The sequence below is a fragment of the Synechococcus sp. BO 8801 genome, from assembly GCF_002252675.1.
In the GTDB taxonomy this organism is placed as follows: Bacteria; Cyanobacteriota; Cyanobacteriia; order PCC-6307; family Cyanobiaceae; genus Cyanobium.
The window spans coordinates 56,484-80,634 of record NZ_NQKY01000015.1 but is presented as its reverse complement, the minus strand read 5'-3'; the positions used below and the strand labels follow the sequence as shown (position 1 = coordinate 80,634).

The following is a 24,151-nucleotide window of genomic DNA, read 5'->3' as shown; positions in this document are numbered from 1 at the left end:
GCGCTGGCCGGCGGCGCTGGCGCCGTGCTCCAGGGCCGCGGCCGTCGAGGCCAGCAGCAGGGCGCTGGGGCTGGAGGTCTGCAGCCACAGCAGGGCGCGCTCGATGGCGGCCGGTGCTACCCGTTCTCCCTGGGCCAGCAGGGCGGCGCTCTGGGCCAGGCCGGTGCCGCTCTTCTGGACGGAGAGCACCACCAGATCGGCGCCGGCGGCCAGGGCCTCGCCGCCGCCGTGGGCCTGGTCCACCAGCACCGGCAGCCCCGCCCGGTGGGCCAGGGCCACCAGGGCCGGCAGATCGGCCGCCAGCCCCTGGTAGGTGGGATCCACCAGCACCAGGGCCACCGCGGGGCTGCCGGCGTCCGCGGTGGTCGCCGCCAGCACCCGCTCCAGCCGCCGGGGCTCCGGCGGTTGCCAGAGGCCCGTGAGCGGATCGCTGCTCAGGTCGTACAGCAGCGGCTCGAGGCCGCCGAGCACGCAGGCGTGCAGCAGGCTGCGATGCAGGTTGCGGGGCAGCAGCACCCGGGAGCCCGGCGGGCCCAGGGCGAGCAGGGCCGCCTGCAGCAGCCCCGAGGCCCCGTTCACCCCGAACCAGCAGCGTTCCGCCCCCAGCAGGGCCGCCGCGCGCCGCTGGGCCTCGGCCACCGTTCCCTCCTGCTCCAGCGGCCCCCCGAAGCCGGGCAGTTCGGGCAGATCCCAGCTCCCCGGCGGCTGGCGCAGCAGGCGCCGCAGATCGGGGGCCAGGGCCCGGCCCCGGCCATGGGCCGGCAGGTGCAGGGCCAGCGGCGCTGACCGCCAGAAGGGGCCCATGGACCGGGGAACACAGTTCCTAGAGTCTGGCCATCGATGGGGCAGGACCCTGGCCGAAGACGTCACCCCCACCCCGCGCTACGACCCCAATGCGGACCTGCGCTGGCTGCTGCTGCGGCCCTGGGTCCTGGTCAGCCGGCTGATCGTGGTGCTGTGGCGCCTGGCGGGCCTGGGCCTGCGGCTGGCGGTCCAGTCCAGCAGCACCGATGCCCGGGTGCAGCAGCGGCTCGCCCGCGCCATCCTCGAAACCCTCAACGACCTGGGCCCCTGCTTCATCAAGGTGGGCCAGGCCCTCTCCACCCGTCCCGACCTGGTGCGGCGCGACTGGCTGGAGGAACTGGCCCGCCTCCAGGACGATCTGCCTCCCTTTCCACACAAGGTCGCCCTGGCGCTGATCGAGGCGGAGCTGGGGGCCCCGGCCCACCAGCTGTACGAGGAGTTCCCCGACTACCCGATGGCGGCCGCCAGCCTGGGCCAGGTCTACCGGGCCCGCCTGAGCGAGGGCCACTGGGTGGCGGTGAAGGTGCAGCGGCCCGACCTGCCCTTCATCCTGCGCCGCGACCTGGTCATCATCCGCTCGCTGGCAGTGCTGGCGGCCCCGTTCCTGCCGCTGAATCTGGGCTTCGGACTCGGGGCGATCATCGATGAGTTCGGCTCCACCCTGTTCGAGGAGATCGACTACCGGCGCGAGGCCGACAACGCCGAACGCTTCGCCTCCCTCTTCCAGGACCATCCGGAGGTGACCGTTCCGGCGGTCGTCCGCAATCTCAGCAGCCGCCGGGTGCTGACCACCAGCTGGATCAACGGCACCAAGCTGCAGAGCCGCCGCGAGCTGGAGGCCCACCATCTGGATCCGGCGGCCCTGATCCGCACCGGCGTGATCGCCGGCCTGCAGCAGCTGCTGGAGTTCGGCTACTTCCATGCCGATCCCCACCCGGGCAACCTGTTCGCCCTGCCGGGCAAGACCAACGGCCTGGGCCATGTGGCTTATGTCGACTTCGGCATGATGGATTCGCTCAGTGATGCCGACCGGCTCACCCTCACCGGGGCGGTGGTGCATCTGATCAACCGGGATTTCGATGCCCTGGCCAGGGATTTCGTGGCCCTGGGCTTCCTCAACCCCAGCACCCCCCTGGGGCCGATCGTGCCGGCCCTTGAGCAGGTGCTCGGTGGTGCCCTGGGGGAGAACGTCGGCAGCTTCAATTTCAAGGCGATCACCGATCGCTTCTCGGAGCTGATGTACGACTACCCCTTCCGGGTGCCGGCCCGCTTCGCCCTGATCATCCGGGCGGTGGTGAGCCAGGAGGGCCTGGCGATGCGGCTCGACCCCGACTTCCGCATCATCCGCGTGGCCTACCCCTATGTGGCGAAGCGTCTGCTGGCCGGCGACACCGCCGAGATGCGCGAGAAGCTGCTGGAGGTGATCTTCGATCGTGAAGGTCGCCTGCGGGTGGAGCGGCTGGAGAACCTGCTGGCCGTGGTCGAGAACGGTTCCGCCTCCACCGATCTGCTGCCGGTGGCCCGCGACGGCCTGCGCCTGCTGCTGGGCAAGGAGGGCACCAGCCTGCGCCAGCGGCTGCTGCTGAGCCTGGTGAGCCACGACCGTCTCCACACCGATGATCTCCAGGCCCTGCTGGGCCTGATGCGGCGCACCTTCTCGGCCCGCAAGCTGGCCACGGGCCTGCTGGCCCGCTTGAATCCGCTCGCCGCCTGACGCCTTCCGGTGCCCGTTGATCCCCACGGCTTCCACGCGGCGCCTTGAACGAGGCCCTGCTGGTGATCCTCCTGCCCCTGCTGGTGGCGGGCTGGGTCCTGCAGGTCCGTGCCCTGGAGCGGCGGGTCCGGCGCCTTGAGCAACAGGCCGCCTCCCTGAGCGAGCGCTTCTTCGCCCTGTCGCTGTGGAGCGAGGTGCTCCAGAAGCGGCTCGATGGGGACACCCCACCCGAACCGGCCAGGCTCGCCGCCGCTGAGGAGCTCCCCCTGCCGGCGCCCCAGGCCATAGCCCAAGCCAGGTCCGAAGCTGAAACCGAACCCGTGGCGGCGGCGGTGGCCACCCCCGCGCAGCGTCCCCCGGCGCCCCCCGGCCCCCCCCGTGCCCCCCGGCCCCGCGCGGCGACCGGCGGGCCCTGGAAGCGGATCGAGCGGCTGCTGGTGGAGAACTGGAGCGGCCTGCTCGGGGTGCTCGTGGTGGTGGCCGGGGTCACCTTCCTGACGATCAACGCGGGCCTGGAGCTGGGGCCCCGCGAGCGGTTCCTGCTCACCCTGCTGGTGGGCGGGGCCCTGGCCCTGCCCTCTGTGCTCTGGGGCCGGCACCCGCGCTGGCGCGACCTCACCGACGCCATGCGCAGCGGTGGCGGCGCCCTGGTCCTGTTCGCCTGCGCCGCCGCCGGCGGTCTGCCCCAGCTCGGCCTCCAGTGGATCGAGCAGCCGGCCCCGGCCCTGGCCCTGCTGGCCGTGGGCGTGGCCGCCAACCTGGCCCTGGCCGCCATCGCCCGTACCGCCGCGATGGCCTCCCTGCACGTGGCGGTGAGCCTGGTGCCCCTGGCCATCGGTCTCGAGGGCGGCCCAGCCCTGGCCATCGCCGCCGCCATTGCCCTGGTGGGCTCGGAGCTGCCCGTGCGGCACCGCTGGCCGCGGCACCGGCTCGTGGTCAGCTGGGTGTTCGGCGCCTTCCAGGTGGCCTGGTTCCTGCGCAACGGCCCCGCCCTGGCGGCCTCCCCCGCCCTCGTCGGCGGCGCGTCCCTGGCGGCGGTGCTGGTGTTCGGCCCGGGGCTGCTGCGGCAGCACCGCCCTGGGGCCACCCCTGCCCGGCTGCAGGCCGTGCCGGCGGCGTTGCTGCTCAGCCAGTGGGGCGGCCTCGCTCTGGCCCTGCTGCTCTACCCCCCTGTGGCGTCCGTCCGCGCCGGGGCCCTGGCGGCCGCCGCCGCGGCGGCGCTGCTGCTGGGTCAGGGGGCCCGGCGCGGGGGGCCGCGCTGGCTGGCCCTGGGCGATGGCCTGGTGGGCCAGACCCTTGTTCTCTCAGCCCTGCTGAGCCTTGCCCCGGTGATCGCCGACGGGCCGTTGCTGGCCGGGGTGGTGCTGCTGGAGTCGCTGCTGTTCCTGGCCATCGCCGTGCGGGAGGGCTCCGGACCGCTCAGTCGCGTCGGCTGGTGGCTCAGTGCTGCCGCCGGGGTGGTGCTGACCCTGAGCGGCCTGGGAGCCGCACTGCTGCGCGGCGATCCGGTGAACCAGCTGCAGACCGCTGCGGTGCTCACGGTCGGGGCGGCCCTGATGGCGGCGATGCAGGTGCTGCTGCAGCGCCGCGGTGTGTCGCTGCCCCTGCGGCCCCTGCTCGGCTGGCTCGCCGGCGGCCTGGTCGCCGTGGGGACTGTCCTGGTGGCGCCGGAGGACTGGCGTTCGGCCCTGAGCCTGGTGGTGATGGGCGCCTTCCTGGTGGCGGCGCGCCGCTGGCGCCCCCCCGGCCTGCGGAACGGCATCACCGTGGCGATCGCCCTGTGCCACGGCGCCGGCTGGCTGACCCTGCTGGCCCAGGCACCCTGGCCCCCGCTGCTTCTGCTGGCCCGCCTGCTCCCCTTGGCGGTCCTGGCCCTGCTGCTGACGGTCACCGCTGGCGACGGCCGCCGCCAGGGCCTGGGGATGGCGCTGCTGGGCGTCGATGCGGGGCTGGCCGTGCTGTGGCTGCTCGAGCCGATCTCACCGCTGCTGCCGGGGGCGGCCTGGCTGCTGCTGTCCGCCGCGGCCCTGGCTGGGACCCGCTGGCTGCGGGGCGGTGCCCTGCGGGTGGCTCTGGGGCTCTCCCTGGCCTACCTGGCCGCCTTCGGCGCCTCCTTCCTGCTGGTGATTGGGCCCAGCCAGGAGCTGGTGACGCTCGGGGTCCTGCAGGTGCGCGGCCGCCTGTTGATCGAGCTGCTGGCGATCGCCGTCGGCCTGCACGGCTGGTTCTTCCGGCCGGGGCCGGAGCTGGCGCGGCTGCCCAGCTGGAAGGCGGTGCAGCCCTGCTTCCTTGAGGCGGTCCTGCTGGGGGTGATGGTGCTGCTGCATGGGGAGATCAGCGCCCCCTGGCGACCCGTCGCCTGGACGCTGCTGGCCCTGCTCCTGGTCTGGCCGGCCCTGGTGCGGCGTTTTGCCATCCGGCTGCAGGTCTACGGGGTGATCGTCTACTGGCTGGCGGTGGCGTCGCTGCTGGTCGGCCTCAGCATCGACTTGCCGTCCTTCCCCGCCGCCACCGGAGCGGCCCAGACCGCCGGGCTGGTGGCGATCGCTCTGCAGACGGCCTTTGTCCTGGCCTGCCGCCGCTGGCTCGACCTCGAGCGGCTGCCCGATCCGGGCGGATGGCCGCCCCTGGCCTGGGTCGGCGGGCGGGTGGCACGCCGGCGGAACCTCTGGCTCGGCCATCCCCTGTTCATCGCCGTGGCTGTGGTGCTGGCCAGCGGCTACGACCGGGCCCTGCTGACCCTGCTCTGGACGGCGGAGGCTTTTGCCGTCTACCTGCTGGGGGTGGTGCTGCGGGAGCCCCAGTTCCGCCGGGTGGCCCTGGTTGGCCTGGGGGCCTGCCTGCTGCGGTTGCTGGCCATCGACATGGCCCAGGCCGACCTGGGGCTGCGGGGGCTGGTGTTCGTCGGCGTCGGGCTGCTGCTGCTGGCCCTGAACGCCCTGGTCCATCGTTTCCGCAGCCGGTTCGGCTGAGGGGTTCCGCTGACGGGTCACTCGGATGGGGCGGCTCCGGCGCCTAGGGTCGGGCGCGATCGCCTGTCTCCGTCCCCGCCGTGTCCCTGCTGCTGGCCGCCCTCGACGCTGCTCCCGTGACCCTCCGGCAGGCGGGGCTGGACCAGGCCAGCGGCGCCTACGGCGATCTGGACGCCATGGAGATCCTGCTGGAGTACGCCCCGCTCACATACCCGCCTTACATGCTGGCTGGCATCGGCCTGGCCATGGCGGTGCTGTGCGGGCTGACCTTCGCCCGGATGGTCCAGAACCGGCTGGAGGGCTGGAAGCAGGACCGGCTGGCCCTGCTGCCGATCGCCAACCTGGAGACGACCATGCCTTACGCGGGGCTGGTGATCGGGGTGACGCTGTTCATCGGCGCCAGCCTGCAGGTGTTCGGCTTCGCCGCCGGTGCCGCCCTGCTGGTGGCTTTCGTGCTGTCGCTGCTGACCGGCGGTGCCCTGTGGGTGCAGCTGGAGCGGCTGATGGCCCAGGTGCAGGACGGCACCTTCCGCGCGGTCGACTTCGACAACTTCGACCAGTTCTTCTGATCCTGGTTGCGGGAAGGGCCCTGGGCCCGATGGGAAGCCCGGTACGGATAGCCGCTCAGGGTGCCTCCGCCCGCCAGCTGGCAACTGCTCGTAATGTTCTGAAATATCGCAAGCAGGACATGCAGCCTTCCCTTTCCCTTAACCGCCAGTTCTCGATCGCCGTCCACTCCCGCGCCATCGACAACTGCAACGACATCGAAGAGCTCCGCAAGGTCGCCAAGACCCTCCTTTCCGCCTGGCAGCACCAGGCCGAGTTCAGCGAGCACTACGGCGCCCAGGCCCTCGGCATCCGCCCGTAGGCCGAGGCGTTCAGGCTGTTCCGTCTTCGGAGCCACCGGCGCCTCTTCGGCGCCACAGCGTCAGGCCGACGCCGCCCCACAGCAGGCTCCAGAGCACGAAGGTGATCAGGGTCCCCACCTGGCCGCCTTCGAGGTCGTAGACGCCGGCGCCGATCAGGCCGGCATCGATCAGCGAGCCCCCCACGCCCCAGCCCAGCACCCAGAGCGCCACGAGGGCGATGGCCGTTGCTTGCTCCTTCATGGTTCGCCCTGCGCAGGGGTCCCAGCCTGCCAGCCCATCCAGGCTGTACGCTTCTGATGATTCAAAGATTTCTCTTCGGCGAGTGACAACGTCCTGCAAGGGCTATCGACGAATCGGTACATAATTGTTTCTCTGTTCATGACGATTTACGTTGGAAATCTCTCCTTCGATGCGGAGGTGGAGGATCTCAACCATCTGTTTGCGCAATATGGAGCGCTGCGTAACTGCAGCCTGCCCCTCGACCGGGAAACCGGCCGCAAGCGCGGCTTCGCCTTTGTTGAAATGGCCAATGAGGCCGATGAAACCAAGGCCATCGACGACCTTCAGGACGTCGAGTGGATGGGGCGGATGATCCGGGTCAACAAGGCCCAGCCCCGCACCGGTGGTGGTGGCGGCGGTGGCGCCGGCGGCGGTCGAGCCCGCTACTGAGTTTCGCCGAAACGGTCGGCAGCCCCCGGAAACGGGGGCGTTTTCATGGCCGTGCCTTTGGCTTGGCCCCCGGCCTTGCCCCCCAGAGGCTCAGGCCACCAGGTAAGCCTCCAGGGAGCGGGAGTGGTGGCGGATACCTTCGAGAGCCCGCCGCTCCAGGTTGCGGGTCTTGTCCCGGCTCATCCCCAGGGTTCGGGCGATGCCGGTGAGGCTCATCGGCTCCTCGCCGTCGATGCCGTAGCGCATCTTCAGCACCCGGCCCTGCAGTTCCGGCAGCTGCTCCAGCAGGGCCCGCAGGTCCCCCTTGAGGCATTCGCCGTCCACCAGATCGGCGGGCAGCAGGTCGTCGCCGGCCAGCAGATCCAGCAGCTCGGTGTCCTCACCGTCGCCCACCTTCGTCTCCAGGCTCACCGGCTGACGGGCCCGGCAGAGCAGGTCTTTCACCTCCTCCTCGGGCAGCTCCACCGCCACGGCCAGTTCGCTCAGGGTGGGGGTGCGGCCCAGCTCCTGGCTGAGCTCCCGCTGGCCCTTCTTGAGCTTGTTGAGGGTTTCGGTGATGTGGATCGGCAGGCGGATCGTGCGGCTCTTCTCGGCGATCGCCCGGGTGATTCCCTGGCGGATCCACCAGTAGGCGTAGGTGGAGAACTTGTAGCCGCGGGTGGGATCGAACTTCTCGACACCCCGCACCAGGCCGATGGTGCCCTCCTGGATCAGGTCCAGGAGTTCCATGTTCCGCTTGGTGTACTTCTTCGCCACGCTCACGACCAGACGCAGGTTGGCGGCCACCATCCGCTCCTTGGCGCGGCGGCCGGCGTGCAGGCGCTTGCGCAGCAGGGCCGGGGTGAGCCCCGCCTCGGCGGCGAGCAGCTCGGGGCTGGGCTCCTCACCACCGGAGCGCAGGGTGAGCTCCTCGCGAATCTCCTCGAGGGCCATCAGGTCCTGCACCTGGCGGCCCAGGGTGATCTCCTGCTCGTGGCTGAGCAACGGCACCCGGCCGATGTCGCGCAGGTAGGAACGCAGCGAATCGCCGGTGGGGACCAGCAAGGACGCGGAGGAAGCCGTGACGGTGATCGAAGGCATCGTCCCTTGTTACGAAACCGTTTGGTTTCGTAAATCTACCATCACTTTGCGGACTCGCTCCGACCTGGAGCGGTCCCCAGAATGGGGGCATGGGCGCCGACAGACTTCAGAAACTCGTGGCGGCCGCTGGGCTCTGCTCCCGCCGCCAGGCGGAGATCTGGCTGCGCGACGGCCGGGTGCGGGTCAACGGCGCGTTGGCCCAGCTCGGGGATCGGGCCGACCCCGCCAGCGACCGGATCAGTGTCGACGGCCGGCCCCTGGAGCTGCCGGCCGCCACCCTGACGCTCCTCCTGCACAAACCGGCTGGGGTGCTCAGCACCTGCCATGACCCCCAGGGCCGCGCCACCGTGCTGGAGCTGCTGCCGCCGGAGCTGCGCCCCGGCCTGCATCCGGTGGGCCGCCTCGACGCCGACAGCCGCGGTGCCCTGCTGCTCAGCAACGACGGCGCCCTCACCCTGCGCCTCACCCATCCCCGCTACGGCCACCGCAAGACCTACCGGGTCTGGGTGGAGGGGCTGCCCCGCACCGCCACCCTGGAGCGCTGGCGGGCCGGCGTGCCCCTCGACGGCCTGCCCAGCCTGCCGGTGGAGCTGCGGCGGCTGCGCCACCACCGCGGCGCCACCCTGCTGGAGCTGGTGCTGCGGGAGGGCCGCAACCGCCAGATCCGGCGCACCGCCGAGATCCTCGGCCATCCGGTGCTCGACCTCAGCCGGATCGCCATCGGCCCTGTACAGCTGGGGGATCTGGCGGAAGGGGCCTGGCGCAGGGTCGAACCGGGAGAATGGGGCCCCCTGGCCGTCGCTCCCTGAGCCCCCCTTCCTTGCCCACTCCGGCCAAGCCCCTGCTCCAGCGCCTGCGCGAACGCTTGCCGGGCCAGCGCCGCCCGCTGCGTCCGGCCGTTGAGGAGCGGCCCCTGGATCCCCTGCTGGTCGCCGGCCAGCAGCTGCGGGAGGCCCGCGAGAGCCGCGGCCTCGGCCTGCGCCAGCTCGCCCTCGACACCCGCATCAGCACCGCCGTGCTCGAGGCCCTGGAGCGGGGTTGGCGGGACCGGCTGCCGGAGGCGGCCTACCTGCGAACGATGCTGCCCTTGCTGGAGCAGCACCTGGAGCTGCCCCGCGGCAGCCTCGACGGCGTGCTGCCGCCGGAGCAGGACCGCCAGCACGGCCGGCGGCGGGACACGGTCCTGCTGCGCTTCACCCCGGGCTCGATCGACGTCTTCACCACCTGGCAGGGCACCGTGCTTTATGCGGTGCTGTGCGGCGGTCTGATCTACGGGCTCAACCTGCAGCAGCGCCAGCTGGCCGCCCAGGGGCTGCATGTGCTGCGGCCGATCCCGCCCCTGAGCGCCGAGCAGAGTGACCGGGCGGATCTGGAGGATGCGGACCGGGCGATCCTGGGCGCCTACCCCGACCTGCGGCCCCTGGGCAAGGCCGCCGCCGGCCAGGGGCTCCAGCGGCTGCGCCGCGAGACCAGCCAGAACCGGCCCGATCTCGCCCTCGGCCTGCTGCGCCTCGAGCTGGCCCGGCCCACCCGGCTGTCGCTGCGCAGCGACCGGGGCGTCGAAACCCAGCTGCCGGCGGTGCAGGGCAGCCTCAGCCTGCCGGTGCTGCCCCCCTTCAGCCTGCGGCTCGAGCCGGCCCCGCCGGCCGGGTCCGTGCGCTGGAACGGCCAGCCGCTGGCGCCCGCGGGGGCCGCCGATCCCGGCGCTGTGGGGGCCACGCCCCAGGGCCAGGCCCAGTTCCTCTACCCGCCACCGGCTCCGGCCGCCGCCCCGCGCCCCCGGCCATAGCGGGCCGCCATGGCCCCGAAGCCCTGCAGGGGCCCGGCCAGCGCCGACACCGGCTGCGAGAGCCGCCAGCTCCAGTTGCCGTCAATGGTGCCGGGGGTGTTGAAGCGGCCCTCGTCTCCCAGCTCCAGCAGGTCCTGCAGCGGCACCACCGCCAGATCGGCCGGCGAGGCCAGCGCCACCTCCAGCAGCTGCCAGCTCGGCGCCCGCACCTCACCCCCCACCACCGCCGCCACCCGACCCCGGGCCCCGTCGTCGAGATTCCGCCACCAGCCGAGGCTGGTGGCGTTGTCGTGGGTGCCGGTGTACACCACCCAGCGGCTGCCGCTGTAGTTCGCCGGCAGGTAAGGGTTGTCGTCGTTGCCGTCGAAGGCGAACTGCAGGATCTTCATGCCCGGCAGGGCGAAGCGGTCGCGAAGGGCCTCCACCGCTGGGGTGATGACGCCGAGGTCTTCGGCGATCAGCGGCAGCCGGTCGCCGGGGAGCAGCCGTCCCTGGCGGCGGCAGCGGGACCGCAGGCGGCCCAGCAGGGCGGCGCCGGGGGAGGGACGCCAGGAGCCGTGCTCGGCGGTGAAATCGGCGCCAGGGACGCTCCAGTAGGCCTCCAGGGCCCGGAAGTGGTCGAGCCGCAGCAGATCCATCAGCTCCAGCTGCCGCCCCAGCCGCTGCAGCCACCAGCGGAAGCCGGTGAGGCGGTGCACCCACCAGCGGTAGACGGGGGTGCCCCAGAGCTGGCCGGTGGTGGAGAAGTAGTCCGGCGGCACCCCGCTCTGCTCCACCAGGCCGCCGCCGGCCCGCAGGGAGAACAGGCGCCTGTTGCTCCAGACATCGGCGCTGTCGTGGGCCACGTAGAAGGGCAGATCCCCCACCAGGCGCACCCCCTGGCGATGGGCCCGCTCCTGCAGCCGGCGCCACTGGACCTGGAGCTGCCACTGCAGCAGGGCCTCCTCCTGCAGGGCCTGGCTCTGGGCGTCGACCAGGGCCCGCAGGGCGGGGGCCTGGCGCCGGGCCAGGGGCTCCGGCCACTCCCACCAGGGCCGCCCCCCCTGGAGGCGGCGGATCACCATGAAGCGGCAGTGGTCGACCAGCCAGAAGCGCTGGCGCTCCTCCCAGCGATCGAAGGCCGCCCGGCGCTCCGGTGGCTGCCCGGCCCAGCCCCGGGCCAGGGCCGTGGCGATGGCGGCCGCGCGCTGGCTGGCGACGGCCGGATCGAGGCGATCCTCAGCTCCCTGGGGCAGGGCGTCCCGGTCGGCGGCGCTGATCAGACCCTCGGCCACCAGGTCGTCGGCATCGATCAGCCAGGGGTTGAGGGCCGAGCCGCTGGGGGAGCTGTAGGGGGAGCCGGTGCCGTCGGTGGGGGCCAGGGGCAGCAGTTGCCACACCCCCACCCCCTCGGCGGCCAGCAGGTCGATCCAGTCGCGGGCGGCGGCGCCGAAGCTGCCGCAGGCCCGCGTGCCCGGCAGGGCCGTGGGGTGGAGCAGCACGCCGCAGGCCCGGGGGTCGCTGCTCACGGTGTCGGCAGGCGGTAGCGGTCCACGATCCGGCGGGCGAAGGCCGGGATGTGGGCGTCGACCTTCTCCGGGTGGTGGCGCTGCAGCCAGAGGGCATTGCGCGTGAAGTGGGAATCGATCGAGAAGCGGCCGTACTCGAGCCCCTTGGGCCCGAAGCGCTGCACGAACACCCCCACCAGTTCGGCGAGCCACATGGGCAGTTTCAAGGCCTTCTCGTAGGCGTCGATGCCCTGCTGCACCGCCTGGCGGCGGTCGCCGGAGCTGGTCACCGGCGCCAGATCCAGTTCCGGCTCCACCAGATCCAGCAGCTCCTGGCCGAGGGGGTTGCGCACGGTGACCCACTGGCGGCCGAAGGTGGCGCCCATGTAGCCCACCACCAGATCGGCGCCGGCGTTGGTGTAGTCGAAGCAGCTGAGGCAGCTGGGGGCGAAGACGTCCTTGAGGGCGGGCGTGTCGAGGCCGAAGAAGGGCACCGTCTCCTCCTGGCCGTCGCTGTGGCGGAAGTGGATGCGGAAGTCCTGCATGAATTCGTAGTGCACCACCGTGTCGGGGGAGCGGCTGGCGCTCTCCAGGAAGGTCTGCAGCCCGTCCCGGCTGACGTTGTCGACGCAGGGCAGGCCGAGCACGTAGAGCTTCTGCAGGGGCAGGGTGGCCTGCACGGCCCGCAGGGCCTGGATCTGGCAGCCCACGCCGATGGCCAGCAGCCGCTCGATGCCGCTGCCCGGCAACTGCTCGAGCACCTCCAGGTTGGGGGAGAGGGTGGGTTTGTTCACCCGCGCCGCCAGCACCTCCTCCGGGGTGCGGGCCAGCACCGGCACCGGGGTGAAGCGGTCGTCCTCGCTCTGCTGCACGCACAGCACCGCATCCACCAGGCCGCTCTCCAGGGCCCGCACGCCGATGCGGCTGACGATGCCCGTCCACTGGGCCCCAGCGATCGGCTGGCGCAGCCGGGCGGTGACCATGCGCTGGTGGACACCGAAGTAGAGCTCGTCCTCGTCGTCGAGGCGGCGGCTGCGGCCGTGGGCCTGTTCCTCCATGGCCTCGAAGCGCTGCTCGAGGAAGGCGCAGGCCCGGCGCACGTAGGCCACCCAGCGGCTGTCGCAGAGGCCGCAGTCGCTGCAGAGATCCTTGGCGGGTTTGGGGCTGCCCTTGGCCAGGGGTCGGGCTCGATCGTGCGGCGCCAGGGACGACGGCGCCGGTGAAGGAACGGAGGACAAGCGGTGGTGGGCGCAGGAGCTCGACGCTCAAGCTATCCGTCGTTGCGCTCCCATGCCGCCGGCCCGCGGCGTCGCCTGCGCGAGAGTGCCTTCAGCTCCCCTCCGTTTCGGCCCCGATGCCCGCCCGCCGGAAGCCCCGCCCAACCGAAGCCCCCGGCACCGGGACCCCGAAGGCCCCGGCTCCGAAGCGGCGCCTGGCCACCGGACGGCTGCTCAAGAGCCTCGGCGTCACCGCCGCCGGCGCCGTGGTGGGGATGGGCGTCCTGGGGCTGCTCTGGCCGATGCCCGACCGGGCCCTGGCGCCCACCCCCGAGGTGGGCCCGGCCAGCCTGGCCGCCCCGCCGGCGCGGGCCATCACCCTGCTGGTGATCGGCAGCGATGCCGAGACGGTCGGCGCGCCGATCAACAAGGCCGCCCCCGCCGGGCCGGCCAACGCCGACGCCCTGCTGCTGGTGCGCGTCAACCCGGAGGGGCCCCTGCAGGTGCTCAACCTGCCCACCGAAGTGGCCGTGAACCTGCCTGGCCAGAAGGGCCCCAAGCGCCTGGGTGAGGCCTTCCGCCTCGGGGGCGTGGCCCTCACCGCCGACGCGGTGCGGGAGCTGGTGGGGCTCCAGCCCCCCGCCCCCGACCGCTACCTGGTGCTCTCCCGGGGGGCGCTGAGGGACCTGGTCAATGGGCTGGGTGGTCTGGAACTGAGCCCGCCGCGGCGGATGAGCTACACGGACCAGACCCAGAAGCTGACCATCGACCTGCAGGCCGGGCTGCAGCAGCTGGGGGGCAACAAGGTGGAGCAGCTGGTGCGCTTCCGCGACACCTGGCTGGGCGACACCGGTCGCCGCAGCAACCAGCAGCTGGTGGCCACCAGCCTCAGGGAACGGATGCTGCAGCCGGAGCGGCTGGCCAAGCTGCCGTTCCTGGTGAACCAGCTGCAGCCGAAGGTGCAGACCAACCTGACGCCGGGAGAGACCCTCAGCCTCCTGGCGGCCGGGCTCGATGGCAGCAAGCCGGTGCAGTTCGCCAGCCTGCCGCTGAAGCCCGCCGAGGAGAAGCACAAGGGCCTGCGCCAGCTGGAGGCCGGTGCGACCCCGCCGCTCTGGAAGGAGCCGGCGGCCCCGTAGCGATACTGGCCACCATGGCCATCACTCCTGAGTTCCTGGTGCCGAGCACCTTCCAGCACTACCTGCTGGGGTTGTTCGCCGTGGCCAACAACTTCCCCGCCATCGGACCGTTCCTCACCCTGAGTCAGGGGGTGCCCGCCAGCCAGGTGCGACGGGTGATCCGCATCACCACCCTCTCCAGCCTGCTGATCATGCTGGGCGCCTATTTCCTGGGCACGGCGGTGCTCCAGTTCTTCGGCATCAGTGTGAGTGCCTTCCAGATCGCCGGCGGCCTGCTGCTGGGCTTCAGCGGTCTGAGCATGCTGAATGCCACCGATCCGGGCGATTCCCACGAGAAGAACCTCGATGTGTCGCGCATGGATGTGGGGCAGATGACCTCCTCGGCGATCGTGCCGATCTCCCTGCCCCTCACCACCGGCGCCGGCACGATGTCGACGATCACGGTGTATGCCGAAGGCGCCCACACCCTCAACCACCGCCTCGAGCTGTTCGCGGCGATCTGGGCGATGGCGATCCTGATCGGCCTGATGTTCACCTTCGCCACCCGCCTCACCCGACTGTTGGGCCATGTGGGCATGACGGTGCTGATCAAGGTGATGGGCCTGTTCACCCTGGCGATCGGGGTGCAGTTCATCGCCACCGGCGCCAGCACCCTGCTCAGCCGGGTGACGCTGCGGGTGTGAGATTTGGCGTTGAAGGTGTGCATCAGCAACGTGTCGATGACGGGTGACAGATTGGCCAACACGGCAAGCCTCTTGAGCTTGTGGGTGCGAATCGGTGGGCGTTGTCATGGCTCTCCTGGATCCTGAGCCTGGTTTCGTGGCCCTGCAATCCCTGCTGGTGAGGGCTTCTTATGGCTGATGGCTGAGCTGAGTCGCGGAGGCCTGCAGCCCTTCAAAGATCGGCTCTGCAACGGCAGCCGGGAAATCCTTTGGGAGCTTGGCGGCGACAGCTGCGATCACCCCGGGGGTTCTGACGATCAAGGACTCCAGCAGGTCGTTCGCACGGCCGCCCAGGCCCAGACGGGAGGCGGTGGTGGTTAGGTGACGCCGCTGAATCTGCAGGGGTTTGTAGGTGCGGCTCTTGGTTCCATGCCAGGCCATGGCCATCCGGATCTTTTGCTGGGCATACAGGCCCGCGCCTTTACCGATGACGGGCCAGGCCGAGAGGACGTCGTAGAGGGGGGTGAGCTGATAGCGGCCTCCCTGCTGCAGAAAGAGGCTGAAGTTTTTGGCGTGGCCATCGATGGCACGCAACATCCAGAACAGCACCTGGGCAGAGAAAAAGGTTTGCAGATCCTTCTCAGCAGTGGCGGATTGGGCGAGCCATTGGCTGATTGCCACCATGCCAGGGCCCCCTTCGCTTTCGTATTTGAATCGGGGTGGGGTGGCGGTGGCCTGGCAGAAGTCCTCGGTGGGAAGCCGCAGCCAGTGGCTCCCCTTGGGATGGAGCCGGCGATCGAAGCGCTCCACGATCAGGCAGCGCTGACCATCAAACGCGGCCATCTGGGCATTGGCCACCTCAAGACCGTAGGCCTCCAGGAGGCGACCGCACAGCCACTCGTTCTCCACCGAGGTGCTGAGATCGATCTGGCCGGTTCCCACTACACCCATGGGGAGCTTGAACAGATGGCTGGTGGGGGTGCTGCCCAAGGGGCGGCACCAGCGATCGCCGTGGAACAGCAGCGCCGTTTTCTCCTGGGCACCGGCCACCGAAAGCCTCAGCTCCTCGTCTGATGGCCCGGCCAGTGCTGAGGCCGTTGGAGCGGTGACACCCCTCAGCAGGTGCCCGATGGCTCTGTCTGTGAGGGGGTCCGCTTCGATGCGATCCAGCCCGGAAGGCTGCTCGCCAGGAGGCAGCAGTTGAACAGCCCCCGCGCAGTCACGACCAACAGCCTCCAGGAGATCGAAGGCACCGGTGCTGGCGGTCCTGAAGCGCTGCTGCACGCGCTGGCGGATGGAGGCGCTGTCGGGAAGAAGATTCTCGAACCAGGCCTCCACCGCAAGGCCCCGCAACACGGTGGCTGCTGGCACCGGCTGGAGCGACAGGGACAGGGGGCGATGGTTCGGGGACGACAGCCAACTCCTGGCGTAATGGAACTCCTGGGACCTGCGCACCGGCAGTACCCAGATTCCTACCTGCTCACCATTCATCCAGACCGTCAGCTCCCGCGATTGCCTGGGTCGTCCCATCACCACTCCGCCACTGGTGCAGGCGCGGTTCTTGGGCGGACCACCAGCTCCAGGTCGAGGGCGGCGGTGATCAGCAGCAGGCGATCCAGGGTGAGGCGCTCGGGATGGAGCTCAAGGGCCGACATCCGCGCCTGGCTGATGCCGCCAGCGCTCTGGGCCAACTCCCTCTGGCTGAGGTTCCGCTGGCGCCTGAGGGTCTGCACCAGCTGCCCCAGCTGGGCCGGTGAACGGATGACCGCCTCTTCCCCACCCATGGCCACTCGGATTCCGAATAAACGGAGAGTACTCGGTTTGCGAGTACTGGCTGGATACTTGCTTGATGAGTGCCGGGGGCAGAGCCGCCAGCTCGTGCTGAGCACGCTCGCAGGCCTCGTAGAAGGTCGCCAAGTCACTTCCACTCTCGATGACCAGTTTGGTGAGTTGTATGGAGAGCTGCTCAGTCAGAATCGAATTGTTTTTGCATCTCTCACTGAAAGGCTAAACGGCTGATCCGAATGCAAGCCGGGTGCTAATCAGGCCTGCCCCCTCTGCGGAAGCCGAAACTGTTAGGGAGGGATTTCTCGGCGCCGTTCGCCTCGATCGTCTCGCGGCAGCGCTGCAGCAGCTCCAGGCGCAGAGAGTCGGGGCTCTCGATGCGGATCCCGCCGCCGAAGGCGAACAGCCAGCTGCGCAGGTCGATGTCGGCGGCCACGGTCCAGGGGGGCAGGTCGAGCTCCACCGGGTAGGGGTGGCTGCTGCCGGCCGGGCCGGGCTCCAGCACGTGGGGGGCCCTGGGGTGGTGCCACCAGGTGTCGTCCGGAAGAGGCCGGGAGAAGCGGGTGTGCTCGATCGGATAGCGCTGCAGACCCTCGCGGATGAAGGCGAAGGCCCAGGGGGCGCAGCGGAAGCGCAGGGTCTCCAGCGCCTGGCCGCGGCGCTGGGGGGAGGCGCCGGTGATCTGCCGCTGCTGCTCCAGGTCGGTGCCGAAGTAGATGCCGCCGCTGTGGTGCAGCAGTCGCTCCAGCCGCTTGAGGGCCGCCGCGTGGCTGTCGGCGTGGCGACGCAGGTCGCCGTGGGCCTGGCCCATGGCAAGGCGATCGAGCCGCTCGCTGCGGATCAGTCCCTGGTCGTGGCCCAGGTGGTCCTCCTCAAAGAGGAGATACCAGCCCACGTGGTGGAAGATCAGCTGCAGCGGCCAGACCCGCAGCTCACCGCTGGGGCTGTCGGCGAAGCTGCCCATGCCCGGGTAGCGGGTCAGGAGCACGCGGCGGTGCTCCACGATCGCCGTCTCGATCGCCTCGGCGCGGCGCGGCGCGGCAAGGGAATCGCGACGCACCAGGGCCATGTCCACCACGGTGTGGCGGGCGTAGCTGCGCACCGGCGCCTGTTCGGCGGCGCTGATGCCGGACCAGCCCAGCCGCTCGTCCAGTTCGCTGAGCAGGTCCTGGGCGGAGGGGTCGGCCAGGCGCCCGGCGGTCTGGCGCACCACGTTGTGGAGCTCCCGCAGCCGTGGCGGCGAAAGCACGGCGGTGCCGAGGCAGTAGCCGTGGCGAACGTTGTCGTTGCGGTTGCGGAAGCCGTAGGGGGTCAGGATCTTCTCGAGGTCCTTGCGCAGGGTGGCCGTTTCCCCCGGCAGGTAGGCGCCCGGGATCGCCTCGGTGGCGGCGATCAGGTGCTGGTGCAGGTTGCCGCCGCGCTCGGCCGGCCGGTCGAAGGGCACCTGGAGCAGGTGGCGCAGCAGGGTCATCACCCGCAGGAACACCGGCCCATCGCCCATCGGCGGCAGCCCGCCATGGACGGAGCCGGGCCGGCTGCGGGCCAGCGGCGCCAGCTGGATCGGTGTGGTGGCCGGCAGGGCGCTGCAGAAGCCGTTGGCCTCCAGCCAGGCCAGGTCCTGCCGGATCGCGGCAGCATCGGCGTAGCAGCTGCCGTGCAGGCGACCCAGGAAGGCGGCGGCCCGATCGGCCAGATCGCCCTCCGGCAGGGGGGAGAGGATCGCCGCCAGCTCCTCGGCGGCGGCGGGATCGCTGGCCGCCAGGTCGGGCCAGGTGCTCAGCAGCCGGATCAGGTGCAGCAGCCGTTCCAGATCGAGCAGGCGCGAGTAGCCGTGGCGCTGCACCTGGCGCTCCCGGTTGGTGGCCGAGCGGATGCGGCGATCGAGGCCGGCCAGTTCGGCCGCCAGCACCGGCGCCAGGTCGCTGTGGTGGCTGGGCACCACGGAGCAGAGGGCGGCGAAGCCCTCGGCACGCGCCGGCCCGAAGTGGGGATCGGCCAGGGCGGCGGCCATCTCCTGGATCACCGGCACCGGCACCGGCCGGCTGCGCCGGGCGTTCCACGCCAGCGAGGTGGGCAGATCGGTGTACAGCCACCAGCCGATCCACTCCACCGGAGCCGGCAGGGGAAGGGCCTGGGTGATCGCCAGCCGCCAGGCCCGGCGGGCGTGGGTGGCATCCACGATCACCGGGATGCCCGCCGCCACGGCCTCCACCAGGCGCTGGTGCAGCCGCTGCTGGATGTCCACCCAGGGGCCCTGCACCGCCGCATCGCCGAAGACCTCCTCCCGGATCGCGTCGGTGGAGAGCACCAGGGCGGGGGGATCGCCGGGGCCGGCCAGCAGGGGCGCCAGGGCCCGGGCGAGGGTGGTCTTGCCGCTGGCGGGCTGGCCGATCAGCAGGTGGCAGCGCAGGGACGCCATGGCGACAGCAACCGGGGAGACCCCACCAGTCTTTCGCACGAGGGGTGCGCTGGTGAGCCGGTGTGAGCGACAGGCCAGACCGATCGCCACTGCCGATGCCGTGATCGCCGCCACCACCCATGCCCAATGCGCCCAACTTGCCACCCCGAAACCCGCAAACTTCGAGGCGATCGGCTTGGAGCTGATAAACCCCTGGACCTATGGCTTTCCCCACCGCCCCTGACCATGTCCCTCCCCGTCACCAGCAACGCCAACGAGTTCGATTCGCCCATATCCTGGCGAGCGTGCTCACAGGTGAGAGGAAAAGGTGCTCGTGCTCAGGATCGACAAGCCCACGTCGGAGGTGCAGTTCAAGGGTCTGCGCCGATCGATCGAGGTGGTCAATGAGGCGGTGGCAAACTCGTATCCTGCTTGGCTCAAGCTTGCCTTGAGACCGAACTGCAACAACATCAGCAACCTAGAGCCTGCATCCTCTCAGGCGCCTTCTTTGAGCGTATTACCGACGTGATCATCTACCTCGAAAAGCGGGAAGAGTTCCTCAAGCACGTTCGCGAGCAGCGTATCGAAGAGGAGGTGCGTGAGCGCTACATCGCCATGACCGGTCACAAAGTGGCTGTCAATGAGTTTCGCGCCTGGCAGAATTCGCTTCAGTGCGTGGGCAACGTGCTGCAGTTCGAGGCGATCCCCAAAGAGTTGGGGGTGGCGATCGAATACCGTATCCACAACACCGCCAAGCGTATTGACTTGCTGCTATCAGGGCGCAACCAGGCTGGAGATCCGGCTGCGGTGATCGTGGAACTGAAGCAGTGGGAAACGGTGGAACCCACCGATCTGGATGGGGTAGTGCGCACCTTTCTGGGTAAGGGACCGCGCGAGACCACGCATCCCTCCTATCAGGCGATGAGCTACGGGGCGCTGCTCCGGGGATTCAACACGGCGGTGGTGGAGCACAAGATTGCCCTTAGCCCCTGCGCTTACCTGCACAACTGCAAAGACGGCAGCGGCATCACCGATGCCCGTTACCAACCCTATCTAGAGCAGGCGCCATTGTTCCTACGTCATGACAATGCTGCCATGGCTGCCTTCCTGCGCCGCTGCCTGGAGGAGGGTGACCGAGGTCGCACGATCGAGCAGATCCGCGATGGGAAGGCCAAGCCGAGCCGGCAGCTCGCCGACGCAGTGGAGCGAATGCTGAAGGGCAACGCCGAGTTCGTGCTGATCGACGAGCAGAAGGTGGTGTTCGAAAAGGCGCTGGCCTTGGCACGGCAGCTCCGGGAAGGGCGGCATTGTGTGCTGTTGGTGCAGGGCGGGCCCGGCACCGGCAAATCGGTCGTAGCTGTGAACCTCTTGGCCAGGCTGCTTGGGATGGGGCTGAACGCTCGCTATGTCAGTAAGAACATGGCACCCCGACATGTTTACCGGGCCAAGCTCACCGGCTCCCTTACGAAAGGGGAGTACGACAATCTTTTCTGTGGCTCAGCCTGCTTCGTTGGGCGCCCGGAGGGGTTCTACGACACCCTGATCGTGGATGAAAGCCACCGGCTGATGACCAAGACCATCTACGACAAGGAGGGGGAAAACCAGATCAAGGAGATCATCCACGCCAGTAAGCTGACAGTGTTCTTCCTCGATGAGGATCAGCGCGTCACTTTTGATGATATCGGGAGCACGGGTGAGATCGAGAAATGGTGCCAATTCCATGAAGCTGAATTGCACCGTGACATGCTGCCATCGCAGTTCCGTTGCAGTGGCTCCGATGGCTATCTGGCTTGGCTGGATCAAACCCTCGGCATCCGCGACACAGCGAACGGTCGGCTGGAGCAAGGCAGCTACGACTTCCGTGTGTTCGACGATCCGGTGGCCCTGCACGAGTCGATCCGACAGGTCAATCATGGGAACCAGGCACGGATGGTGGCCGGTTATTGCTGGAACTGGGCGTCGAAGTATCACCCCAAGGCCTGGGACATCACGATCGAGCGTTACGGGTATAGGGCACGCTGGAACTTGAGTAAGGATGGCAGCGTGTGGATCATGAAAAAGGGAACGGTGGAGGAGGTGGGCTGCATCCACACCTGCCAGGGGCTGGAGTTGGAGACGATCGGGGTGATCATCGGGCCGGATCTGGCATTCCGTGATGGCCAGGTTGTGTCGGTTCCGACGGCAAGGGCACGATCCGATCAGTCACTGAAGGGCTACAAGGTGGGTCTGAAACGCGAGCCCCAGGCGATCCGACTGAAGGCGGACGCGATCATTCGCAACACCTACCGCACCCTGATGAGCCGGGGCACGAAGGCTTGCTGGGTCTACGCCTGTGATCCGGAGCTCCAGGCCTACCTGCATCGACGGCTGGAGGGTCAGTGCGATGTCGGCTGAGCCCTGGCGGCGGACAAATGCGACGGGCTGTTCCTTCCCGATCGCCCCCTGGGTTTCCTCGGCGCCAAGGTGGCCCTGGTGAGCCGGCTCTCGCTGATCGATCCAGCTGTCCTCGTCCCATGGCCCCCTGGAGCCCGCCCTGCGCGACTACATCCTGCTGATCACGATCCTTGTCGCTTTCCTCGAGGCCACCGCCCAGCAGCTCACCCCGATCCAGGCGCCGGTGGTGATGGGCTTCACCGGCCTGCGCCGGGTCAACGGCAGCACCCCGGCCTCCTGATCCCGCCCCATCGCCCCACCCCTGCCAGCCTGGGGCCTCTCGCCGGCTCGACTTGATCCCTCCCCAGAAGCAGATGACCGGCATGCTCGGCCATCCGGTGGCCGAGAACCCGATCGATCGGATGTTCGATGCGGTCTATGCCCACCACGGGCTGTGCTGGCAGTTCTGGAAGAACGACATCGCCAACACGGCGGACCTGGCCCTGGCAGTGCGGGCCCTGGTGCCCCTGGGCTACAGCGGCATGGCCATCACCGTGCCCTACAAGGTGGCCGTGCTGCCCCTGCTCGATGACGTCGATGACGACGTGCGGGCCATCGGTGCCGCCAACTACCTCACCATCGAGGCGGGCCGCCTGATCGGCCACAACAACGACGGCAAGGGGGTGGTGAAGGCGATCGAGAAGCTGGCGCCCCTGGCGGGCCGGCGGGTGGTGATGCTCGGGGCCGGCGGTGCCGGCCGGGCGATGGCGGTGGAGATGGCCTGGGCCGGCGCGTCCCACCTCACCCTGATCACCCGGCGGCAGGAGCAGGGCCAGGAGGTGGCCGACACCGTGTCCCGCGCATCGGGCTTGCCGGCGGTGTGGCAGGCCTGGGAGGGGGAGGTGGTGGTGCCGGCGGGCACCACCCTGCTGATGAATGCCACCCACCTGGGCTGCGCGCCGGAGCTGGAGCCGGTGCCCGTCCGCTGGGACACGGTGGATCCGGCCTGTGTGGTGGTGGATGTGATCACCAACCCCCGCATCACCCCCTTCCTGGCCACGGCCCGCCGCCACGGCTGCCCGGTGGTGGATGGCGTCGAGATGCTGGTGCAGCTGGCCATGCAGATCTTCGAGCAGTGGACCGGCGTCACACCCGAGGAGGCGGTGTTCCAGCGCGCCGTGGCCGAGGCCCTTGGGGAGTGAGCCTGGCGCCCTTACGTTGGCGGGCGTTCTCTCCGGCATCCCCATGACTCGGGTCGTCTCTCTTGCCGCCCTTGCGGCCCTCGGCCTCCTGGCCGGCTGCGGCCGCCCCGATGGCCGGGCCCTGCAGACGATCGCCTGCCAGCAGGTCGCCAACACGATCGACCTCCAGTCGGTGGGCCAGATCGATGCTCTGCGCAAGGCCCTCGGCCTGGCACCGGGCGTCGACCCGATCGGCACCTGCCGCGAGCTCGGCGTCACCATGGAGCCCGGGGCCCCAGCGGCGGGCGGTTCCGGCGGTGAAGCCGAAGAGGGCGAGAACGGCGGGGAGGAAGGGGGCGAGTGAGGCCCTAGGCGGCCTGCAGCACCCGCCAGCGGCCCCGCAGCACCTGCTGCAGCGCCGCCATCGCGGCCCCGGCCTCCTCGCTTTCCGCGCCGCTCTGGCCACCGCTATCCGGCAGCCAGCCCAGCCAGGGCAGGCCGTCGCGGCGGCGCATCGTCGGCTGCCAGTCGCCGCCCACCTGCACCAGCCCGGCCAGGGGCACCCGCCAGCGCTCAAGCAGGGCGGCGCCGGCCGCCGGCAGCCCCGTGTCCATCTGTTCGCCCCGCAGCACCAGCAGGCAGGGCTGGCGCCAGGCCCCGAGGGCCTCGGCCCAGTTGCCGCCCCGCTCCAGCGGCAGGCCCGGATCGAGGGGCAGGGCGGCCAGCCAGGGGCCCGTCGCCGCCGCGCTCAGGGCCGCCAGGCCGGCATCGGGATCGGCGACGCCGGCCAGCTCCCGCAGGGCCACGCCTTCAGCGGCGGCCAGCCGCGCCGTCACGGCCGCCAGGCCCTCCAGCTCCCGTTGCCTCCCCAGGCTCACCAGCAGCAGGCCGCCTTTCGGCTCCGCGTCGAACCCTGAAACCGACATGGTTGTTTGCACTGTCTGGGCCGGCTCGCTTCTACCATCGTGCTGCGAAGCAACGCCGCCTGCGCCCTTGTCCACTTTCTCGACCGCTGAACGGGTGGAGCAGAGCGGGCAGCCGCCCCTCACCAGCCACGACCCTCGCCGGTTGCGGTTGTTCTGCGGCAATGCCAACCCCGATCTGGCACGCGAGATCGGCGCCTATCTCGGCGTGCCTGATGGCCCGAGGGTGATCAAGCGTTTCGCCGATGGCGAGCTCTACATCCAGATCCAGGAGTCGATCCGCGGCTGCGACGTCTTCCTGATCCAGCCCACCTGCGCTCCGGTGAACGATCACCTGATGGAGCTGCTGATCATGGTGGATGCCTGCCGGCGGGCCTCGGCGCGCCAGATCACGGCGGTCATCCCCTACTACGGCTACGCCCGCGCCGACCGCAAGACGGCCGGCCGCGAATCGATCACCGCCAAGCTGGTGGCCAACCTGCTGGTCAAGTCCGGCGTCGAGCGGGTGCTCGCCATGGACCTGCACTCCTCCCAGATCCAGGGCTACTTCGACATCCCCTGCGACCACATCTACGGCTCACCGGTGCTGGTCGACTACCTCTCCACCCGGGACCTGGGTGAAGTGGTGGTGGTGTCCCCCGACGTGGGGGGTGTGGCCCGGGCCCGGGCCTTCGCCAAGCAGATGAAGGATGCGCCCCTGGCCATCATCGACAAGCGCCGCTCCGGCCACAACGTGGCCGAGAGCCTCACCGTGATCGGTGACGTGGTCGGCAAGACGGCGATCCTGATCGACGACATGATCGACACCGGCGGCACCATCTGCCAGGGGGCGCGGCTGCTGCGGGCCCGCGGCGCGGCCCGGGTGCTGGCCTGCGCCACCCACGCCGTGTTCTCCCCCCCGGCCATTGAGCGCCTCTCGGAACCGGGCCTGTTCGAGGAGGTGGTGGTGACCAACAGCATCCCCCTGGGCCCCGATCTCCACTTCCCCCAGCTGCGGGTGCTGTCGGTGGCCAACATGCTCGGCGAAGCGATCTGGCGCATCCACCAGGAGAGCTCGGTCAGCTCGATGTTCCGCTGAGCAACACCGGC

Annotated in this window: 23 protein-coding genes; 14 read left to right on the top strand and 9 right to left on the bottom strand. The window is 70.2% G+C overall.

What is annotated here, in order from left to right; translation table 11 throughout:
• Positions 1-804 (bottom strand): aminotransferase class I/II-fold pyridoxal phosphate-dependent enzyme (locus CJZ86_RS11610; RefSeq protein WP_143594140.1); only part of this gene is annotated, 804 nt, incomplete at its 3' end.
• On the opposite strand from CJZ86_RS11610, the gene CJZ86_RS11605 reads away from it, so the two are divergent.
• The 4 genes from CJZ86_RS11605 (at position 803) to CJZ86_RS11590 (ending at position 6,358) form a co-directional block, all read left to right on the top strand.
• Entirely contained in the window at positions 803-2,518 is a 1,716-nt protein-coding gene (locus tag CJZ86_RS11605; RefSeq protein ID WP_233133986.1) for an ABC1 kinase family protein, read from the top strand. The two genes, CJZ86_RS11610 and CJZ86_RS11605, sit on opposite strands and share 2 nt — an antisense overlap.
• Positions 2,519-2,562: 44 nt before the next feature.
• Complete coding sequence (locus CJZ86_RS11600) at positions 2,563-5,490, top strand: hypothetical protein (protein WP_094586095.1); 2,928 nt, start codon at positions 2,563-2,565, stop codon at positions 5,488-5,490.
• An 89-nt stretch (positions 5,491-5,579) separates the two neighbouring features.
• Positions 5,580-6,059, top strand: coding sequence for a hypothetical protein (locus CJZ86_RS11595; protein WP_094586101.1), 480 nt, complete (start codon positions 5,580-5,582; stop codon positions 6,057-6,059).
• A gap of 119 nt (positions 6,060-6,178) precedes the next feature.
• Positions 6,179-6,358, top strand: a complete 180-nt coding sequence (locus CJZ86_RS11590; RefSeq protein ID WP_094586094.1) for a hypothetical protein — start codon at positions 6,179-6,181, stop codon at positions 6,356-6,358.
• Positions 6,359-6,368: 10 nt separating this feature from the next.
• Here the strand turns inward: CJZ86_RS11590 and CJZ86_RS11585 are convergent, their stop codons facing one another.
• Positions 6,369-6,599: a hypothetical protein gene (locus CJZ86_RS11585; protein ID WP_094586093.1), complete on the bottom strand. Its 231-nt coding sequence runs from the start codon at positions 6,597-6,599 to the stop codon at positions 6,369-6,371.
• A gap of 138 nt (positions 6,600-6,737) precedes the next feature.
• On the opposite strand from CJZ86_RS11585, the gene rbp reads away from it, so the two are divergent.
• Positions 6,738-7,028 carry an RNA-binding regulator gene (gene rbp / locus CJZ86_RS11580; RefSeq protein WP_094586092.1) on the top strand — a complete coding sequence of 97 codons (291 nt, stop codon included), beginning with the start codon at positions 6,738-6,740 and terminating at the stop codon, positions 7,026-7,028.
• A 90-nt stretch (positions 7,029-7,118) separates the two neighbouring features.
• Here rbp and CJZ86_RS11575 read toward each other — a convergent pair whose 3' ends face one another.
• Positions 7,119-8,108, bottom strand: coding sequence for an RpoD/SigA family RNA polymerase sigma factor (locus tag CJZ86_RS11575; protein ID WP_094586091.1), 990 nt, complete (start codon positions 8,106-8,108; stop codon positions 7,119-7,121).
• An 89-nt stretch (positions 8,109-8,197) separates the two neighbouring features.
• Here CJZ86_RS11575 and CJZ86_RS11570 point away from each other — a divergent pair, with 89 nt between their 5' ends.
• Together CJZ86_RS11570 and CJZ86_RS11565 are read left to right on the top strand one after the other, a co-directional pair.
• On the top strand, positions 8,198-8,917 hold the full coding sequence (locus CJZ86_RS11570) for a pseudouridine synthase (protein ID WP_094586090.1): 720 nt from the start codon (positions 8,198-8,200) through the stop codon (positions 8,915-8,917).
• 11 nt (positions 8,918-8,928) lie between these two features.
• Positions 8,929-9,897, top strand: a complete 969-nt coding sequence (locus tag CJZ86_RS11565; protein ID WP_094586089.1) for a helix-turn-helix domain-containing protein — start codon at positions 8,929-8,931, stop codon at positions 9,895-9,897.
• Here the strand turns inward: CJZ86_RS11565 and malQ are convergent.
• Positions 9,852-11,405 (bottom strand): 4-alpha-glucanotransferase, encoded by a 1,554-nt coding sequence (gene malQ, locus CJZ86_RS11560; RefSeq protein ID WP_094586088.1) that lies wholly within the window; start codon positions 11,403-11,405, stop codon positions 9,852-9,854. The genes CJZ86_RS11565 and malQ overlap by 46 nt on opposite strands.
• Positions 11,402-12,622: a Coenzyme F420 hydrogenase/dehydrogenase, beta subunit C-terminal domain gene (locus CJZ86_RS11555; RefSeq protein ID WP_094586087.1), complete on the bottom strand. Its 1,221-nt coding sequence runs from the start codon at positions 12,620-12,622 to the stop codon at positions 11,402-11,404. The genes malQ and CJZ86_RS11555 overlap by 4 nt, the downstream gene beginning before the upstream one ends.
• Positions 12,623-12,738: 116 nt before the next feature.
• Here CJZ86_RS11555 and CJZ86_RS11550 point away from each other — a divergent pair, with 116 nt between their 5' ends.
• Positions 12,739-13,740 (top strand): LCP family protein, encoded by a 1,002-nt coding sequence (locus tag CJZ86_RS11550; protein ID WP_094586086.1) that lies wholly within the window; start codon positions 12,739-12,741, stop codon positions 13,738-13,740.
• Positions 13,741-13,754: 14 nt separating this feature from the next.
• Positions 13,755-14,423 carry a MarC family protein gene (locus CJZ86_RS11545; RefSeq protein ID WP_094586085.1) on the top strand — a complete coding sequence of 223 codons (669 nt, stop codon included), beginning with the start codon at positions 13,755-13,757 and terminating at the stop codon, positions 14,421-14,423.
• A 168-nt stretch (positions 14,424-14,591) separates the two neighbouring features.
• Here CJZ86_RS11545 and CJZ86_RS11540 read toward each other — a convergent pair whose 3' ends face one another.
• From CJZ86_RS11540 to CJZ86_RS11530, 3 genes are all read right to left on the bottom strand, one after another.
• A complete protein-coding gene (locus CJZ86_RS11540) occupies positions 14,592-15,932 on the bottom strand; it encodes a type II toxin-antitoxin system HipA family toxin (protein WP_190609232.1) in 1,341 nt (446 codons plus the stop codon).
• Complete coding sequence (locus tag CJZ86_RS11535; RefSeq protein WP_094586083.1) at positions 15,932-16,186, bottom strand: XRE family transcriptional regulator; 255 nt, start codon at positions 16,184-16,186, stop codon at positions 15,932-15,934. Before CJZ86_RS11535 ends, CJZ86_RS11540 begins: the two co-directional genes overlap by 1 nt.
• Before the next feature lie 254 nt (positions 16,187-16,440).
• Positions 16,441-18,606, bottom strand: coding sequence for an AAA family ATPase (locus CJZ86_RS11530; protein WP_094586082.1), 2,166 nt, complete (start codon positions 18,604-18,606; stop codon positions 16,441-16,443).
• A gap of 100 nt (positions 18,607-18,706) precedes the next feature.
• Between CJZ86_RS11530 and CJZ86_RS17525 the strand changes: the two genes are divergently transcribed.
• The 4 genes from CJZ86_RS17525 to CJZ86_RS11515 all read left to right on the top strand — a co-directional run bounded on the left by CJZ86_RS17525 (position 18,707) and on the right by CJZ86_RS11515 (position 22,503).
• A complete protein-coding gene (locus CJZ86_RS17525; RefSeq protein ID WP_286145722.1) occupies positions 18,707-18,829 on the top strand; it encodes a PIN domain-containing protein in 123 nt (40 codons plus the stop codon).
• Positions 18,830-19,110: 281 nt separating this feature from the next.
• Entirely contained in the window at positions 19,111-20,979 is a 1,869-nt protein-coding gene (locus tag CJZ86_RS11525; protein ID WP_094586081.1) for a DUF2075 domain-containing protein, read from the top strand.
• Between the two features lie 353 nt (positions 20,980-21,332).
• Positions 21,333-22,160 (top strand): shikimate dehydrogenase family protein, encoded by an 828-nt coding sequence (locus tag CJZ86_RS17520; RefSeq protein WP_094586100.1) that lies wholly within the window; start codon positions 21,333-21,335, stop codon positions 22,158-22,160.
• A 43-nt stretch (positions 22,161-22,203) separates the two neighbouring features.
• Complete coding sequence (locus tag CJZ86_RS11515) at positions 22,204-22,503, top strand: hypothetical protein (RefSeq protein ID WP_094586080.1); 300 nt, start codon at positions 22,204-22,206, stop codon at positions 22,501-22,503.
• Between the two features lie 4 nt (positions 22,504-22,507).
• Here the strand turns inward: CJZ86_RS11515 and CJZ86_RS11510 are convergent, their stop codons facing one another.
• A complete protein-coding gene (locus CJZ86_RS11510) occupies positions 22,508-23,065 on the bottom strand; it encodes a hypothetical protein (protein ID WP_094586079.1) in 558 nt (185 codons plus the stop codon).
• A 67-nt stretch (positions 23,066-23,132) separates the two neighbouring features.
• Between CJZ86_RS11510 and CJZ86_RS11505 the strand changes: the two genes are divergently transcribed.
• Positions 23,133-24,140: a ribose-phosphate pyrophosphokinase gene (locus CJZ86_RS11505; RefSeq protein ID WP_094586078.1), complete on the top strand. Its 1,008-nt coding sequence runs from the start codon at positions 23,133-23,135 to the stop codon at positions 24,138-24,140.
• Positions 24,141-24,151 lie beyond the last annotated feature (11 nt).

What these genes read in the sequence shown, in the direction of transcription:
- CJZ86_RS11605 (WP_233133986.1), top strand. Translation starts at nt 803, where the DNA reads ATGGACCGGGGAACACAGTTCCTAGAGTCTGGCCATCGATGGGGCAGG.
- CJZ86_RS11590 (WP_094586094.1), top strand. Translation starts at nt 6,179, where the DNA reads ATGCAGCCTTCCCTTTCCCTTAACCGCCAGTTCTCGATCGCCGTCCAC.
- CJZ86_RS11585 (WP_094586093.1), bottom strand. Translation starts at nt 6,599, where the DNA reads ATGAAGGAGCAAGCAACGGCCATCGCCCTCGTGGCGCTCTGGGTGCTG.
- rbp (WP_094586092.1), top strand. Translation starts at nt 6,738, where the DNA reads ATGACGATTTACGTTGGAAATCTCTCCTTCGATGCGGAGGTGGAGGAT.
- CJZ86_RS11575 (WP_094586091.1), bottom strand. Translation starts at nt 8,108, where the DNA reads ATGCCTTCGATCACCGTCACGGCTTCCTCCGCGTCCTTGCTGGTCCCC.
- CJZ86_RS11570 (WP_094586090.1), top strand. Translation starts at nt 8,198, where the DNA reads ATGGGCGCCGACAGACTTCAGAAACTCGTGGCGGCCGCTGGGCTCTGC.
- CJZ86_RS11550 (WP_094586086.1), top strand. Translation starts at nt 12,739, where the DNA reads ATGCCCGCCCGCCGGAAGCCCCGCCCAACCGAAGCCCCCGGCACCGGG.
- CJZ86_RS11545 (WP_094586085.1), top strand. Translation starts at nt 13,755, where the DNA reads ATGGCCATCACTCCTGAGTTCCTGGTGCCGAGCACCTTCCAGCACTAC.
- CJZ86_RS11540 (WP_190609232.1), bottom strand. Translation starts at nt 15,932, where the DNA reads ATGGGACGACCCAGGCAATCGCGGGAGCTGACGGTCTGGATGAATGGT.
- CJZ86_RS11535 (WP_094586083.1), bottom strand. Translation starts at nt 16,186, where the DNA reads ATGGGTGGGGAAGAGGCGGTCATCCGTTCACCGGCCCAGCTGGGGCAG.
- CJZ86_RS11530 (WP_094586082.1), bottom strand. Translation starts at nt 18,606, where the DNA reads ATGGCGTCCCTGCGCTGCCACCTGCTGATCGGCCAGCCCGCCAGCGGC.
- CJZ86_RS17520 (WP_094586100.1), top strand. Translation starts at nt 21,333, where the DNA reads ATGACCGGCATGCTCGGCCATCCGGTGGCCGAGAACCCGATCGATCGG.
- CJZ86_RS11515 (WP_094586080.1), top strand. Translation starts at nt 22,204, where the DNA reads ATGACTCGGGTCGTCTCTCTTGCCGCCCTTGCGGCCCTCGGCCTCCTG.
- CJZ86_RS11510 (WP_094586079.1), bottom strand. Translation starts at nt 23,065, where the DNA reads ATGTCGGTTTCAGGGTTCGACGCGGAGCCGAAAGGCGGCCTGCTGCTG.